The organism is Glycomyces artemisiae (assembly GCF_003002955.1).
Lineage (GTDB): Bacteria > Actinomycetota > Actinomycetes > Mycobacteriales > Micromonosporaceae > Glycomyces > Glycomyces artemisiae.
Genome location: NZ_PVTJ01000010.1, coordinates 156,996 through 171,037 on the forward strand (window position 1 = coordinate 156,996; position 14,042 = coordinate 171,037).

Annotated in this window: 13 protein-coding genes; 7 read left to right on the forward strand and 6 right to left on the reverse strand. The window is 69.7% G+C overall.

Features of this window, described 5'->3' with window-relative positions; genetic code table 11:
- Nucleotides 1–181 precede the first annotated feature (181 nt).
- Together B0I28_RS22830 and B0I28_RS22835 are read left to right on the forward strand one after the other, a co-directional pair.
- Nucleotides 182–592: a hypothetical protein gene (locus B0I28_RS22830; protein ID WP_146148205.1), complete on the forward strand. Its 411-nt coding sequence runs from the start codon at nt 182–184 to the stop codon at nt 590–592.
- A gap of 142 nt (nt 593–734) precedes the next feature.
- The gene (locus tag B0I28_RS22835) at nt 735–1,580 is read left to right on the forward strand and encodes an SDR family oxidoreductase (protein ID WP_106366161.1); all 846 of its coding nucleotides are present in this window, start codon (nt 735–737) and stop codon (nt 1,578–1,580) included.
- 26 nt (nt 1,581–1,606) lie between these two features.
- On the opposite strand, the gene B0I28_RS22840 is transcribed toward B0I28_RS22835, so the two are convergent.
- From B0I28_RS22840 to B0I28_RS22855, 4 genes are all read right to left on the reverse strand, one after another.
- Nucleotides 1,607–1,909 (reverse strand): AzlD domain-containing protein, encoded by a 303-nt coding sequence (locus B0I28_RS22840; protein ID WP_245889078.1) that lies wholly within the window; start codon nt 1,907–1,909, stop codon nt 1,607–1,609.
- Between the two features lie 2 nt (nt 1,910–1,911).
- Entirely contained in the window at nt 1,912–2,616 is a 705-nt protein-coding gene (locus B0I28_RS22845; protein ID WP_106366163.1) for an AzlC family ABC transporter permease, read from the reverse strand.
- 46 nt (nt 2,617–2,662) lie between these two features.
- Nucleotides 2,663–3,337 (reverse strand): DUF6766 family protein, encoded by a 675-nt coding sequence (locus tag B0I28_RS22850; RefSeq protein ID WP_106366164.1) that lies wholly within the window; start codon nt 3,335–3,337, stop codon nt 2,663–2,665.
- A 96-nt stretch (nt 3,338–3,433) separates the two neighbouring features.
- Nucleotides 3,434–3,799: a hypothetical protein gene (locus tag B0I28_RS22855; RefSeq protein ID WP_106366189.1), complete on the reverse strand. Its 366-nt coding sequence runs from the start codon at nt 3,797–3,799 to the stop codon at nt 3,434–3,436.
- 212 nt (nt 3,800–4,011) lie between these two features.
- Here B0I28_RS22855 and B0I28_RS22860 point away from each other — a divergent pair, with 212 nt between their 5' ends.
- Nucleotides 4,012–6,039 (forward strand): AAA family ATPase, encoded by a 2,028-nt coding sequence (locus B0I28_RS22860; RefSeq protein WP_106366165.1) that lies wholly within the window; start codon nt 4,012–4,014, stop codon nt 6,037–6,039.
- Here the strand turns inward: B0I28_RS22860 and B0I28_RS22865 are convergent.
- Nucleotides 6,017–7,546 carry a hypothetical protein gene (locus tag B0I28_RS22865; protein ID WP_106366166.1) on the reverse strand — a complete coding sequence of 510 codons (1,530 nt, stop codon included), beginning with the start codon at nt 7,544–7,546 and terminating at the stop codon, nt 6,017–6,019. The genes B0I28_RS22860 and B0I28_RS22865 overlap by 23 nt on opposite strands.
- Before the next feature lie 358 nt (nt 7,547–7,904).
- Here B0I28_RS22865 and B0I28_RS22875 point away from each other — a divergent pair, with 358 nt between their 5' ends.
- Complete coding sequence (locus tag B0I28_RS22875; RefSeq protein WP_106366167.1) at nt 7,905–8,348, forward strand: hypothetical protein; 444 nt, start codon at nt 7,905–7,907, stop codon at nt 8,346–8,348.
- A 37-nt stretch (nt 8,349–8,385) separates the two neighbouring features.
- Entirely contained in the window at nt 8,386–9,528 is a 1,143-nt protein-coding gene (locus B0I28_RS22880; RefSeq protein ID WP_106366168.1) for a hypothetical protein, read from the forward strand.
- On the opposite strand, the gene B0I28_RS22885 is transcribed toward B0I28_RS22880, so the two are convergent.
- Entirely contained in the window at nt 9,504–12,308 is a 2,805-nt protein-coding gene (locus B0I28_RS22885; protein WP_181245914.1) for an AfsR/SARP family transcriptional regulator, read from the reverse strand. The two genes, B0I28_RS22880 and B0I28_RS22885, sit on opposite strands and share 25 nt — an antisense overlap.
- Before the next feature lie 175 nt (nt 12,309–12,483).
- Between B0I28_RS22885 and B0I28_RS22890 the strand changes: the two genes are divergently transcribed.
- Complete coding sequence (locus tag B0I28_RS22890) at nt 12,484–13,374, forward strand: hypothetical protein (RefSeq protein ID WP_146148207.1); 891 nt, start codon at nt 12,484–12,486, stop codon at nt 13,372–13,374.
- Between the two features lie 283 nt (nt 13,375–13,657).
- Nucleotides 13,658–14,008: a hypothetical protein gene (locus B0I28_RS22895; protein WP_106366171.1), complete on the forward strand. Its 351-nt coding sequence runs from the start codon at nt 13,658–13,660 to the stop codon at nt 14,006–14,008.
- Nucleotides 14,009–14,042 lie beyond the last annotated feature (34 nt).

Here is a 14,042-nt window from a genome sequence, read left to right on the forward strand (position 1 = left end):
GGGAAGTGGGGGAGTACTGGGGGACCGGGATTCATCGAATCATGGGATGACGAAGCGACGCAAGGGGTGAATCCCATCTTTTACCCACAAGACATGCTGAACTTACGCAACAGTTGATTCACGGACAAGCCGGATTTTGAGGCAATAGCACACTCCACACGCAAATACCTACAATGGAGACATGACTGTGAGCAGCCAGGAAACGCACATCGGCGGCCTCGCGGTCGGGTACCTGCCCGACCGGCTCGGCTCCGCCTCCGACTTCGAGTTCGAATGGGGCGGCGTCGCGTTCGTCCAGCGCGTCTGGGAGACGCGGCTCGACTCCGGTGCTTGGCGCGTCGACCTCCAAGTGCAGGCCATGCGCGGCGATGGCCTCGCCGACATGGACGCCCTGCGCGCCTTTCTCGTCGAGTACCACGAGCGCGGCGACGACTGGAAGCCCGAGCCCTTCGGCGACGACGGCCTCCTGAGCGAGCACGAGGTCGCCCGCCTCCTCGCCCCCGGCCTCGCCGTCGAGGTCCGCGACCCCTTCGGCCGCCAGGGCATCGACGAGGTCAAGCAAGTCGCCGCCGCGATCGCCAACGCGCAGTAGCGGAAGCAAGCGCAGGGAGGGCCCGGCCGCACGGCCGGGCCCTCCCTCTCCGTCCGATTCCAGGTGGTTAACCACTCCCACCACGGGTATCCCTCCCCTCACAGGCCCCGGCCGGGGGCCGCGACCGAAGGGGGACGCCGCCATGGGGAAGCCGGCGCAGCAGCAGGAACCGCCCGGACGCACCGACGCGATGCGGCCGCAGCCGCGCGACGCGATGGAGGGCTACACCGGCAGCGGACTCCTCAAGGGCCGCAAGGCGCTCATCACCGGCGGCGACTCCGGGATCGGGCGCGCCGTCGCCGTCGCGTTCGCGAAGGAGGGCGCCGACGTCGCCATCGCCTACCTGGAGGAGCACGACGACGCCACCCGCACCGCGCAGCTCGTCGAGGCCGAAGGCCGCGTCTGCGCGCTCCTGCCCGGCGACCTCGCCTCGCCCGAGCAGTGCCAGCGGGCCGTCGACGGCACCGTCGTGGCCCTCTCCGGGCTCGACCTCCTCGTCAACAACGTCGCCACCCAGACCCCGGTGGACCGGCCCGAGGAGATCACCGACGAGCAGTGGACGCACACGTTCGACGTGAACATGCACTCCTACTTCCGCGTCACCGCCGCCGCCCTCGCCCACCTCGGCGACGGCGACTCGATCATCAACACCGCGTCCGTGAACGGCCTGCGCGGCAACAAGACCCTCATCGACTACTCCGCGACCAAGGGCGCGATCCTCGCCTGGACCTACTCCATGGCCCAGGCGCTCGCCGACCGGAAGATCCGCGTCAACTGCGTCGCGCCCGGCCCGGTGTGGACGCCGCTCATCCCCTCCACGCTCTCGGAGGACCACGTGGAGGGCTTCGGCGAGCGCACCCCGATGGGCCGCGCCGCCGAACCCGACGAGATCGCGCCGTCCTACGTGTTCTTCGCGTCGAACCGGCTCTCCTCGTTCTACACCGGCGAAGTCCTCGCCCCGCTCGGCGGCGAGACCATGCCGGGCTGACGGCTCATACGCGGCGCTGGCGGCTCTTACGCGACACCGAGGAGCCGCAGCCCCGCGGTCGTCGCCGCCGCGGCCACCACCACGAGCGCCAGCGGCGCCTTCCGCCACGCGAGCACTCCGCCGACGACCACGCCCGCGGGCAGCGCCCAACCCGCCCACGCGCCCTCGACGATGAGCGCCGACGTCGCCACCAGCGCCACCAGGACCACCGTCGCCCCGCGCTTGAGCAGCAAGTCGGCCCGGTCGCTCACCTCGACCCGGCCGCGCAGCAGCGGCCCGGCGAGACGGATCAGGAACGTCCCCACCGCCAAGACCGCAATGACGAGCACGTTCACGGCGCCGCCCCCTCCCGCGCCTCGGACTCCCTTCTCGGCCAAGCGAACAGCAGACCCGCGAGCGCCGCCAGGACCGGCAGCCCCGCGGGCAGGAACGGGCTCGCCGCCAGCGCGATCCCCGCGCCCGCCACCGCGGCGAGCAGCGTCGACCGGTCGCGCAGCGCGGGCAGCACCAGCGCCAGGATCAGCGCGGGCAGCGCCGCGTCGACGCCCAGCACCGCAGGGTCCCCGATCCGGCTCCCCGCGAGGATGCCCGCCGCGTTCCCGACGACCCACGCGACGGCGTTCCCCGCCCCGGTCGTCCAGTACGCGATCTTCGCGCGCCGCAGGTCGTCGCCCTCGGCGAGCGCGAACGCCGTCGTCGTGTCGAGCAGGTTGTGCGTCCCGAGGATCCGCGTCCACCACCGGTCCCAGTACAGGTGGCCGACCGACAGGCCGTACGGGATGTGCCGCAGGTTGAGGATCAGCCCCGTCGCGATGATCGCGGCCGGCCCGCCACCGGACGCGGCGACTCCGAGCGCCGCGAACTGCGCGGTCCCGGCGTACACCAGGACCGAGACGGCCATGGTCGTCCACCATTCCAGGCCCTGCGCGGTCGCGAGCGCGCCGAACGACGCGCCCGCCACGGCTATCCCCGCGCTGTACGCGAGGGTGTCGCGCAGCAGGTCGCGGCCGACGAGTCTCGTGAGGCGGGCGAACATCGGCGGCGGGTACCCGATCCCGTTGCGCTGAACCGCGACCGCGGGCTCAGCCCGAGTCCTGCGTCGTGTCGTGCGGGTCGCCCACGGGCTTCGACTCGGGGGAGCCGCGCTGGCGCAGGTAGATGCTGACCACCACGATCGAGCCGATCGCGAGGAACTCCGACTGCCAGTTCTGGAGCGTCCGGTTCCAGAAGTCGGCGCTGCCGACGTACCCGAGCCAGCTCAGCGGGTCCTGGAGCTGCGCGAGCCGCTCGGCGTTGTACGCCGACCGCCCGGCGATCGACTGCGCGAGCCACGACAACACGAACAGCGCGCCCATGACCGCCCCGAGCGACCTGGAGAACACCGCGGTCCGCCAGCCTCCGGCGCGCGCCCACGCGGGGGAGTCCTCGGTCGTGTACTCGCCGAGCTTCTGCTCCTCGTCGGACTCGGTCCCGGTCTTGCCCACGAGCTTCGACTCGGGGGAGCCGCGCTGCACCAGCCACACGGTCGCGAACACGTACAGGAAGAACTGGAGGTACTCCGACTGCCAGTTCTCGGCGACGTCCACGGCGAAGTCGCTCGACGTCACGTACTGCACGAGCGTGACCTGCCGGCCCGCCTCGGCGAGCTGCCTGTCGTTGAAGTCCGCCTGCCCGGCGAAGGCCTGGCCCACGAGCGCCGCCAGGAACAGCAGCCCGAAGCCGATGCTCAACCCGTTGTCGCGCAACGCTTTCCGCATCGTCCCCTCCTCAGAGCCGCAGCAGGCCGACGGCGATCATGTAGGCGAGCCCGACCGCGGTGAACGCCAGGTACACGGTGAACATCACGCGCTTCATCAGCCCTCCACCTCGCACTCGTACGGCCGCTCGCCCTGCGGCGCGCAGCCCGCGGCGACGACCTTCCAGCCGTCTTCCAGCTCCGCGAGGAACAGCACGTCGGACCCGGTCTTCACCTGCGCCCGGTCGCCCCACACCTCCGCCGTGCCGGACGCCTCGGCAGGCAGGCCCAGTGCGAGCACCGCGGCCTCGCAGTCCTTCCCCTCCTGCGAGACCACCTGCTCGACGGCCTCCGGGGAGAGCAGCCCGCACGCCGCCGCCCCGTCGCCCTCCGCAAGCGCAGCCACGAACGCCTCAGCGGCCGCCCCGGCCTCCTCGCCCCGCTGCCCGGCCCCGCACCCGGCGACCGCCCACGCACAGGCCACGAGCCCGCACGCTGCACCGACACCCCTCAGCAACACGCCGGGATAGTTCCCCCGGCCTACCGGACCCAAACAACGCGCCCGCCAGGCTCCGCGTCCCCATCGGCGGCCACCACCTCCATGACCGACGGCAGTCCGGTATCGCGCCTGGAACGGCCCCCATGCGTGTTCTGTGGGAGCATGTCCGGAGCACCCTTACCTCGCCGGGAGTCCAAATGTCCGAGGAGTCGGCCTTCCACAACACGTTCGACGGCGGCGTCGAACGTCTCATTCAAGGCCAGACGATCCATGTGCACTACGGGCCGAACCGGATCCCGCCTCAGGAAGGACCTCCGGTGGACGGCGCCTGGATCGGCCGCGAACGCGAGGTCGAACGGATCGCCGCCGACATCGCCGCCCGGCGTCCGGTGGCGATCCACGGCGAGAGCGGGATCGGCAAGACCGCACTCGCCGCGCAGGTCATCGACCACCTCCGCGACCGCTATCCGGACGGCCAGCTCTATGTCGACCTCGGCACGGACACCGACGACCCGGCAGAGGTCCTCTACGACATGCTCCTGAGCCTCAACGTCGACTCCAGTCAGATTCCGAAGGGCCTCAACCGCCGCCTGGGCATGTACCAATCGGTGACCAGGGGGCTGGCGCTCCTCGTCGTCATAGACGGCGTCGTGAGCGAGGGTCAGGCCTCCCGGTTCCGACCCGCGTCCCCCGCGAGCGGATACCTCGTGGTCGGACAACCCCTCCAGGACGCTTCATTCGCCCGGCACGAGGTCGGGCCGCTCGATCCGGGGCACGCCGCCGAGTTCCTGCGCCGCGCCTGCCCCAACCTCGTGGAAGGCGCGCCGGAACGACTGGTCGCCGAGCTCGGGTCGAAACCGGCCGACCTGTCCGCGCTGGCGAAGCTCGTCCGGCACCGCTCCCTGACGGGCCTGTTCGAAGTCCGTGAGGCCCTGGGCGGCTCCAGTCTCTTCACCGGAATCTACGACAGCCTCAGCGAGAGCGCGAAGTGGCTGCACCGCATGCTCGAATCGCTGCCGAACCGGGAATTCGAGGGCGACCTGACGCAGATCTTCGAAGGCTCCGTCGACTGGACGAAGGGCACCCTCGACCCGTTCGCCGAACTCGAAGCGCTCGGCCTCGTCAAGTCCCACCGGCCCGGCTGGTACCGGCTCGAATACCAGATCACCGGTGCCGGGGGACGCCACGCCCGCACCGGCGCCGTCCGCTCCGACGTGCACGGCTCGGTCCGCGACGCCCTCATCTGGCACATCCGGCGAGCCCAGCTCGCCGACCACGCGATCATGAAGGCCCGCATGCGCTTCGCCCCGCCCCTGCCCCGCCACATCGCGGCGACGCCGTTCACGAGCGAAGCAACCGCCATCGAGTGGTTCCGCACGCTCTACCCCGTCCTCCACCGCTCGCTGCTCGTCACCGCGAAGCAGCGGTTGCACACCGATCTGACCTGGGCTCTCGCCGAAGCACTGTGGGCGTACTACGCCAACGCCTCCCGCCATGAGGACGCCGCCGAGGCCTACCGCGCGGCCCGCGCCGTCGCGGACGGCCCGCACGCCGAGGCCCACCTGTCCTCGTTGCTCGCCATGTGCCTCATCAGGATCGGCGGGTTCGACGAAGCCGAGCAGGTCCTCGACCACGCGATGGAAGCACTGGAGTCGGCCCCGCCCGCGGCCGAGCGTGCCGAGGCCGTCGACCGGACCCGGCTCAAAGGCATCGTCACCGAAGCCTTCGGACGCCTGCGCCAGGGCCAAGGGCGATTCGACGACGCCCGCGACGTACTGCTCCGCTCCTGCGAGTACATGGCGGAGGCAGGCGAATCACGAGCGGTCGGCATCCGCCTCCGGGTGATCGCCGAGACGTACCAGGCCGAAGGAAGATTCGAGGACGCCGTCGCGACCTGGACGCAGGCGGCCGAGCAGTTCGATCCGGGAACCGATTGGCGCAACCGCAACGGCGCACTGCTCGACATCGCCATGCTCCGCCTCCGCCGCGGCGACACCGGTGTCGTCCCGGAGATCGACGACCTGCTGAAGCCGTTCGAGCAGGGCGGCTACTGGCAGACCGTCGCCGAGACGCACGAGCGGGTCGCGGAGGCGACCGGCGAGGACGGGGCCCCTGATCGGGACCGGTTGGAGCGGGCGCTGCGGCTGTTCGACGCGCACGGCGCGGTCCTCGACGCCGCACGGGTCCGGCAGCGGCTGGGGCTCAACGGATCCGATGAACGCTGACGGTCCCGCCGTTCACGTGCCACTCGCCTGAGTCGGGCCTTCCCGCCGCGAACCAGACCGAGACCGCCGCATCGGCCAGCTCGGGGTCGCAGACCGTGCGGAACCTGCGGCCGTCGGCGCAGGCCCAGGCCAGCGCCTCCGGGTCCGTGCGCACACTCGCCACCTGAGCGAACGGGTGCTCGTCGAGGAGCAGCAGGCCCTCCTGCTGCGCCTCGCCGTCCGAGAGCGCGTCGTGGTGCCGGACGATGGCGTCGGCGCGGTCGCGGGCGCTGACATCGAGGCAGCGGACGTCGGCGACCAGATGGCCCGGGCCGCGGCGGCCGTCGTCCGAGGGGAAGCGGCGGCACACTGCATCGCCGCCGTCGATCTCCACTTCCGCGCGCCAAGCCGATGTCGGGCGCCAGTGGGGCACCGGAGTCGGCGGAGGGAACATCCGAGGGTCCGGTCCCGCGGGCTCGTCCAGGGAGAGCGTGCGGTACAGCCCGGCGCGGAGTCGGCGGGACGGACCCGGATCGGGTTCGGCCAGCGCCTGGGAGAAGCACTCGTCCCGAATCGGGTCCGCGTCGCACAGGCGCTCGATCTGGCCGAACAGGTCGCCGGCCGCGTGGAACGCGGGCGCCAGCCTGCCGAACGCCGCCAGCGGCGACTCGGGCGGCATCTCCTCGAACCCGAAGGCCGCCACAGCGGTCGGAATGCCCAGCGCCGCACCGTAGAAGCCGATGGAGCCGTGGTCGCCGACGACGCAGTCGGCCGCGAGCAGCGCGGCGCGCCAGCCCTCGCCGGGATCGACCATGATCAGGCCGTTCTCGAGCTGGCGGCGGAACAGGCTCTCCATGCCGCCGTGGACGGCGAGGATGTTCGGGTGGGGGACGAACGCGACCGCGTAGTCGTCCATCGGGAGGGCGGCGAGCAGGCGCTCCGGCAGGGACGGATGGTGCGCGAAGAGCGAACGGCCGAGCCAGGTCGACGCCACCAGCACGAGGCGCCGGTCCGGATCGAGCCCCAGGGCGCGGCGGTATTCGCGGCGCATGCGGGTGCTGAGCCGGAGGCGCTCGAAGCACAGGTCGCCGGTGATCTCTGCGAACGGGAGCGCCTCGGGGCAGTCGATGCGGAGCCGCTCGGCGGAGGCCGGTCCGGGGAGGGCCAGGAAGGCGGGAAGGCGTCCGTCGTCACTCCGGAGCTGGCCGCGGGCGAGGCCCGCGACGCCTTCGAAGTAGGGGGTGAAGCGGTTGTGGCCCGCGCCGTGCGGCACGAGGGCGACATCGCAGCCGGCCTCGTACAGGGTGTTCGTCGCACCAGAGGAGACGAGCAGATCGGGCGGGTCGGTGGTGACCGAGTCCCAGTCGAGCCAGTCGATGTCCCTCTGCCGGCTGAACCGGCGCCCGCTCGCCTGACGCTCAGTGTGGAACAGCGCGTATCGGATGAGCAGCCGCCGATCGCCCGCAAAGAGCGGCTCGACGTCGTAATACAGCCGGTTCAGCGCCTGCAGGCTCCCACCCGCGAACACGACTCGACGCTCAAACGCAGAACTCGCCCCGTCAACCGGCCATCCCGGTCTCCGGTCTCCGGTCTCCGGTCTCCGGTCTCCGGTCTCCGGTCTCCGGTCTCCGGTCTCCGGTCTCCGGTCTCCGGTCTCCGGTCTCCGGTCTCTAGATGCATTCTATTCCTGTTGCGAGACAAAGTGTATGAGGCTCATGGTGTGTCCGCCCGAATCCTAGCGCTTTTCCGAGGTCCCGATCTGCCGACCACCGAACGGTAGCGAACTCGTAGCGGACTCGTACCGGCGCCGCCCACACTGGGTGCCTCAAGCGGAGTCCCCGAGTGAATCGGACTCCGAGCAGGTCACGGATGTGAGGAGGCGGCCGATGGGCGGAAGGAAGATCGACACTGAGGAGATGCGGGACGTCGCGGACAACGCGGTGTCGGTCGTCGTCGACCTGTACTACGACCTCGTGAACGACACGGCGGACGCCGGACTGGTCCGCGACGAGGCTTTCAGCGACGCGAACGGCAGCGTCCACTCCTTCGGTTCGTCCTGGGACCAGTGCTTCAAGCTGTTCTACAACTGCCTCTACGAGACCTCCGCGGCCAGCGAGGCGTATCAGAAGGCGCTCAAGAAGGTCGCCGACGACGCGGAGGACGACGAGGCGATGTTCGAGTCCAGCTTCGACGAGGCCAGGGACGACGAGTTGGGCTCCGACTACACGACCGTCGAGGATCAGGTGAAAGACCAGGGCATCGACCCGCAGACCGATGACGCCTACGACCTTGAAGAGGCGCCGAACCCGTACGAGGACGAGCTCAGCTGACCGGGCGGTCGGCATCAGGAGAGGAAGGGCCGAATCCATGGAAGAGACACCCGACGGCGGCGAAGCGCAGCCGACGAGCGACGCTCCGACCAAGCGCGAGATCCTCGAACTCATCGAGAAGCTCCGGGAGCCGTTCACGGCCATGAAGGTCAGGCAGTACTGCAAGGAGCGCTGGAGCGACATGAAGGTCACCGACGCCGATCAGGAGTCCCTGGGGGCCATGGGGGAGACCGTGGACCGCGGATTCATCTTCGAGTACTCGGAGGACGAGTACCGGCACAACGGCGGCAGGATCGGTCCGGAATCGGAAGGGGGTTCGTCCTCGGCCACCCCGACGTCCGAGTTCGAGGAGATGTACGAGGTCAAGTGGTCGACCTACACCCAGTGCCCGGTCGACAAGGACTGCGACGACCGGACCGCCTGGGCGATCGACATCGAGGCGGACGAATGGGTCGACACCGAGCTGGCCGAATGGTCCGACCGCTTCACCGAGTTGCTCGACAACGGCGACATGCAGGAGACCGAGCAGCTCTATCTCGGTATGAAGCGGGTCTGCGAGGCGTTGGACTCCGCTACGGAGTCCGGAGCGGACGGCGCCTACAAGTCGATTCACGCCCTCAGCGACGAAGGCAGCGATCACTGGCAGGGCGACGACGCGGATACCGCGCATGAGCAGTACGGCGGCGCGATCAAGCAGGCCGGGGACAACCACGCCGCCATGGCGCAGATCCTGCGCGATCAAGCGAACAACGACCTCGCGCTCCAGATCACCGTGCACTATGTGCTCGCCGACTGCGTCAAGCAGGTGCACAACACGATTCGGCAGAAGACCTATCTCGACCACTTCAAGGAGTGGGACGTGCTGGGCGATGCGTCGATGGTCCTCGGCACGGTCGGGCTGGTGGTCAGCACCCAGCCGCTGGCGGTGGTCGGTTTCGCACTGGGGGCGCTGTCCTACGCCGGAGTCGAAGTGAAGCTCGACATCACGATCGAACGGGAGCTCAAGCTGGATCAGTTCGAGACGATCAAGGACGACGTGATGGCGGTGCTGGACGACACTGAGTCGATGATGGAGGACAGCCGCGCCGACCTCAAGAAGGAGACCGAGACGCTCTTCGATCCGTACTTCTACGAGGTGGCGAGCGGCAATCCCGCTTACATTCCCGGCGGCGGCGTTTGACGGTCGAGTCTCGCCTGGAGTTCGGCGATCCGTGAGGGGTCGAGATGGCGGAAGAGGTCCTGCGCTTCGCGCCAGGCCGCACGCGCGGCCGCGGCGTCGCCGGCGCCCTGGTAGGCGTCGCCGAGGTGGATCAGGGCTTCGGCTTCGTCGGTGCGATGTCCGGTCCTCCTGCTCAAATCGAGCGACGTGCGAAGGCACTCGACCGCCCGGTCGAAGCGGCTCTGGCGCTGGTGGATGAACCCCAGGCTGTCCCAGGTGCTCGACTGGTACGCCGGGTTGCCGGACTCGACCTGGATGGCCAGCGCCCGCTCGCAGTACGCGAGCGCCTCGTCGTAGCGTTCCAGGTGCGCGCAGTACCAGCCGACGGCATTGAGCGCGGTGGCCTCGCGCCAGGTCTCACCGAGTTCGTGGAAGACGCCGAGCGCCTCCTTCGCGGCCTCGACCGCCTCGGCGTACTTCTGGCGCTGCTCATGGATTCGAGCGAGATTCAGGTGGACCTGTGCGAGCGTCAGAGGGTCCTGGATCCCGTCGCACAGGTCGAGCGCCCGCTCCAAGTGGTGGGCGGCTCCTTCGTAGTCGTCCAGCGCCGCAAGGTGAACGGCGAGCATGCGATGCGAGTACACCTGGCCTTTCGCGTCGCCTCGGCGTCGCGCGGCGGCGAGCGCCGTGCGCTGGGCGGCGATGCCGTCGTGCAGGTGGCCCTGCCGGTACGTGAACCCGATGAACGTCCAGGCGAGCTGCCAGGCGACGCCGTCGTATCCGGAGTCGGCGGCCAGGCCGACGGCGGCGGCGAGTGATCGGAGTTCGTCGGTGAGCCAGGCCAATGCCTGTTCGGAGTCCGCGAGCGGCTCGGGTGCGACGTCCGGGCGTGCCGGCGCCGGTTCGATCGCCACTCGTCCGGGATTGACGAGCAGCGAGGCGCTGTGGGCGGTGTGGAGGTAGTGGTCGAGGACGCGGCGGGTCGCCGCCTCTCGCTCGGCGCGGTGGTCGGTCTCGGTCATGAGCTCGCCGGCGTAGGCGCGGAGCAGGTCGTGGAACGTGTATCTGCCCGGCTCGGACTCGGTGAGCAGGTGCGCGCGGGTGAGTTCCGTCAGCGACGTCCGCACCTGGTGAAGCGGAGCCGCAGCGAGGCTGGCGGCGGCCGGGGCGGCGAAGTCGGGGCCCGGGTGCAGGCCCAGCAGCCGGAACAGCCTCGCGGCGGGTTCGGTGAGGGCGTGAAGGGAGCACGCGAAGACGGCCCTGACGTCGGTGTCGGGGTCGTCCCCGGCGAACGCGTCGAGGACGCCGGCGGTCTCGTCGAGTTCGCGTGCCAGCGCGGCGAGGGAGAAGTCCGGTTGGGCCGCGGCGCGGGCGGCGGTGACCGCGAGCGCCAGCGGGAGCCGGGCGCAGCGCTCGGCGATCCGGGCGACCGAATCGGGTTCGGCCGACGCCCGGTCCTCGCCGATGCGCCGCTCCAGCAGCTCGTACGCCTCGTCGGCCGACAGCTCCGCGATCGGGACCGTCTGCGCCCCTTGGGAGGCGACCACCCCGTAGAGCGGGTTGCGACTGGTGACGACGGTGGCATTGCCTCGGCCGCCGGGGATGAGGGGCCGGACCTGGGCGGCATCGGCGGCATTGTCCAGCAGGACCAGTGTCCGCTTCTCGGCGAGGAGGCTGCGGTACAGGCCGAACTGCGCCTCGGGGTCGGCCGGAACGCGCTGGTGCGGCACACCGAGCGCGTCGAGCAGGACGCGCACCGCCTCGTCGGGTCCGAGCGGTGCGTGCCGCGGGTCGAAGCCCCGCAGGTTGATGAACAGCTGCCCGTCCGGGAACCGGTCGACGACCCGATACGCCCACCGCACGGCGAGCGCGGTCTTGCCGACGCCGCCGGTCCCGGTGATCACGGACAGCCGCACTCCTTCGACTTCGTCGTCGAGCAGGCCGTCGAGCGCATCGAGATGCCGGCCGCGACCGGTGAACGCGGCCGTGTCGGGGGGCAGGAGCGCGGGGCGGACCGGTGGCGGGAGGGGCGCGGTCCGGCGTGTCCCGGCGGGTCCCGCGGCCGGACGGGCGTCGGCGCGGAGCATGGCGGTGTGAAGGTCCCTCAGCGACCGGCCGGGGTCGATGCCGAGTTCGTCGGCGAGCCGTTCACTGAACTCCGCGAATGCTTGCAGGGCTTCAGGGGTGCGGCCGGACCGGTGCAGTGCCAGCATCAACTGCTCGGTGAAGCGCTGCTGGAGGGGCTGCTCGGCGGTCAGCTGCCGCAGTTCCGCGATCAACTCGACGTCGGCGCCGCGGTCGAGATCGAGATCGATCCGGCGTTCCACCAGGACGAGCCGGTACTTCTCCAGACGTGCTGCGGTGGCCTCGACCAGTCTTCCCTCGACGCCGGCGAGTACCGGACCCCTCCACTCGCGCAGTGCCGACCGCAGCTCGGCCGCGGCGGCCTCTGTCCGCCCCGCCGAACGAAGATCCCTGGCGCGGGTCTCGTGCGCTTTGCAGCGCAGGACGTCGAGCTCCCGGGCTTCGATCTCCAGCCGGTAGCCGGCTCCGATCCTCTGGAGTCGAGTCCCTTCGGGTCCGAGCTGTCTGCGCAGTCCGCTGATGACGCTCTGGATCTGCTGCCGGGCGGACTCGGGCGGCGCCTCGTCCCACAGTCCGGCCGCCAGCCGGTCGACCGGAACGACGCGGTTCGCTTCGTCCAGCAGCAGCGCGAGCGCTCTGGGATGGTGCCGTCCGCGAATCGCCACCGCGCCGTCGGGTCCTCGGACGTCGAGCGGGCCGAGCATTCGGAATTCCACAACCACCACCATGAGCAGGCGACCGCCTCATCCAATCATGAAACGGCCATGCCCGGTGTACACGCTTTGTGCCGTCGCGATCCCGCGTCCTCCGTAGCGGATTCGTAGCGTTCTAGTAGCGGCGCACTGCACGCTCGATCGCGGATGAGTCCGAACACGACGGAAAGAACGGATCATGCGACGAAGAGCGATCGCGCTCATAGGAACCGCGGCGACCGCCGCGACGCTGCTGGCCGCCGCCCCGGTGGCAGCTGAGGAGACGGCCGTGCCCGCACCAGCCCTCGATGCGGCCCTCGAACGGGCCGGGGCCGGGCTCGGCGACGTCCCCGTCGATCTCGGCGAAGCGGTCGCGGTGCCCCTCAGCGCCACGACCACGAACGAGGACGGCGAATTCACCGTCATGGACGGCGAGATCCCCTACGGCTCCTGCGGCGGCATCTGGTCCTGGGACTACACCGAGGCGGGCGACTACTGGCTCGATCTGACCTACGGGCTCACCGCCGACTGCAACTTCCCCGCCTACGGGTACCCCGAGACCGACATCGGCACCGAGGCCAGGCTCCACCCGCTCGACGAGTTCCACTCCGGCGACAGCGCCCCCTCCGGACACGGCGGACTCGGCACCCCGTCCGAGAGCGTCGAGCTCGTCCAGCGCTCCTGGCCCTCCTCCTGGCGCATGTCCGGCGAGATGAGCATCCTGCTGCTCTCCACCAACCCCGAGGAGCTGTGGGTCTGGGGAGCCGTTCCCGACGGGTGCGACGGCACCGGGACGTTCTTGCTCTACTGCCAGTTGGAGACCGAGGAACTGCACATCGGCAATCTGCCGTGCGGCAGCGCCGACTCCTACGCCGAGAGCGGCGGGTCGATGGACGCCGAGTTCGGCTGCTCCGGCAGCCTCACCGGCTCGATCACCGACACCGCGAACGACGGCGACTGCGCCTACGCCATGGCCGCCCTCGCCAACGGCGAAGTCCTCTGGAAAGGCGTCTGCGACGGCGGGGGCACCGTCGACTTCGACTGGAACGCCCCCGGCCGGGTCGTCCACACCTGGGTATACGTGGGATAACGGTCGGCCAAACCGGAAATAGACTCAGGGGCCAACCGAAGTTGGCCCCTGAGCTGCGTATTTACCTGTACTCCCGAGCGGATTCGAACCGCCGTTTCCGCCTTGAGAGAGCTTCCCTGTCATATTTGCAGATTGCTGGTCACAGGCCTGAGCGCGTGTGAAACTGCTGGTAGATGGCTTGTTTCAGTTGTCAACTCCTGACTGAAATGACCATGTTCCACCGAGGACTGACACCCCCGTCTGCTACCACGGTGCTACCACGGATTCCACACAGGAGGAGCCAATGGGCTGGAGCGTTCCCCACGTCTCCAAGAAGGGCCGAACGACCTACAGAGCCTACTTCCGCGACATGCGCGGTGAAACCGTCTACGAGGGCACCTACGCCACCGAGAAAGAATCCGACAAAGCCTGGCAGGCCGCCGAAGCCCGCATCGCCGACGGCCGCATCGTCGACGCCAAGGGCGGCCGAGTCAAGTTCAAGGACCACGTCCTCGAAACCTGGTTCCCCAACCACGTCATCGAGCAGTCCTCCGCCGACGACTACGAGTACCGCATTCGGAAGTACCTCAACCCCTGGAAGCTCATGCAAAAGGCTCTTTCGAGGGCATCATTGTCGCCGTGTCCTGTGACATAATGAGGGGGATAGGTTTGAGAGCGCGTATTGTCAC

Excerpts from the sequence above, each read along its gene's own strand:
- B0I28_RS22850 (WP_106366164.1), bottom strand. The coding sequence starts at position 3,337 with ATGCGGAAAGCGTTGCGCGACAACGGGTTGAGCATCGGCTTCGGGCTG.
- B0I28_RS22875 (WP_106366167.1), top strand. The coding sequence starts at position 7,905 with ATGGGCGGAAGGAAGATCGACACTGAGGAGATGCGGGACGTCGCGGAC.
- B0I28_RS22860 (WP_106366165.1), top strand. The coding sequence starts at position 4,012 with ATGTCCGAGGAGTCGGCCTTCCACAACACGTTCGACGGCGGCGTCGAA.
- B0I28_RS22845 (WP_106366163.1), bottom strand. The coding sequence starts at position 2,616 with ATGTTCGCCCGCCTCACGAGACTCGTCGGCCGCGACCTGCTGCGCGAC.
- B0I28_RS22890 (WP_146148207.1), top strand. The coding sequence starts at position 12,484 with ATGCGACGAAGAGCGATCGCGCTCATAGGAACCGCGGCGACCGCCGCG.
- B0I28_RS22835 (WP_106366161.1), top strand. The coding sequence starts at position 735 with ATGGGGAAGCCGGCGCAGCAGCAGGAACCGCCCGGACGCACCGACGCG.
- B0I28_RS22880 (WP_106366168.1), top strand. The coding sequence starts at position 8,386 with ATGGAAGAGACACCCGACGGCGGCGAAGCGCAGCCGACGAGCGACGCT.
- B0I28_RS22830 (WP_146148205.1), top strand. The coding sequence starts at position 182 with ATGACTGTGAGCAGCCAGGAAACGCACATCGGCGGCCTCGCGGTCGGG.
- B0I28_RS22895 (WP_106366171.1), top strand. The coding sequence starts at position 13,658 with ATGGGCTGGAGCGTTCCCCACGTCTCCAAGAAGGGCCGAACGACCTAC.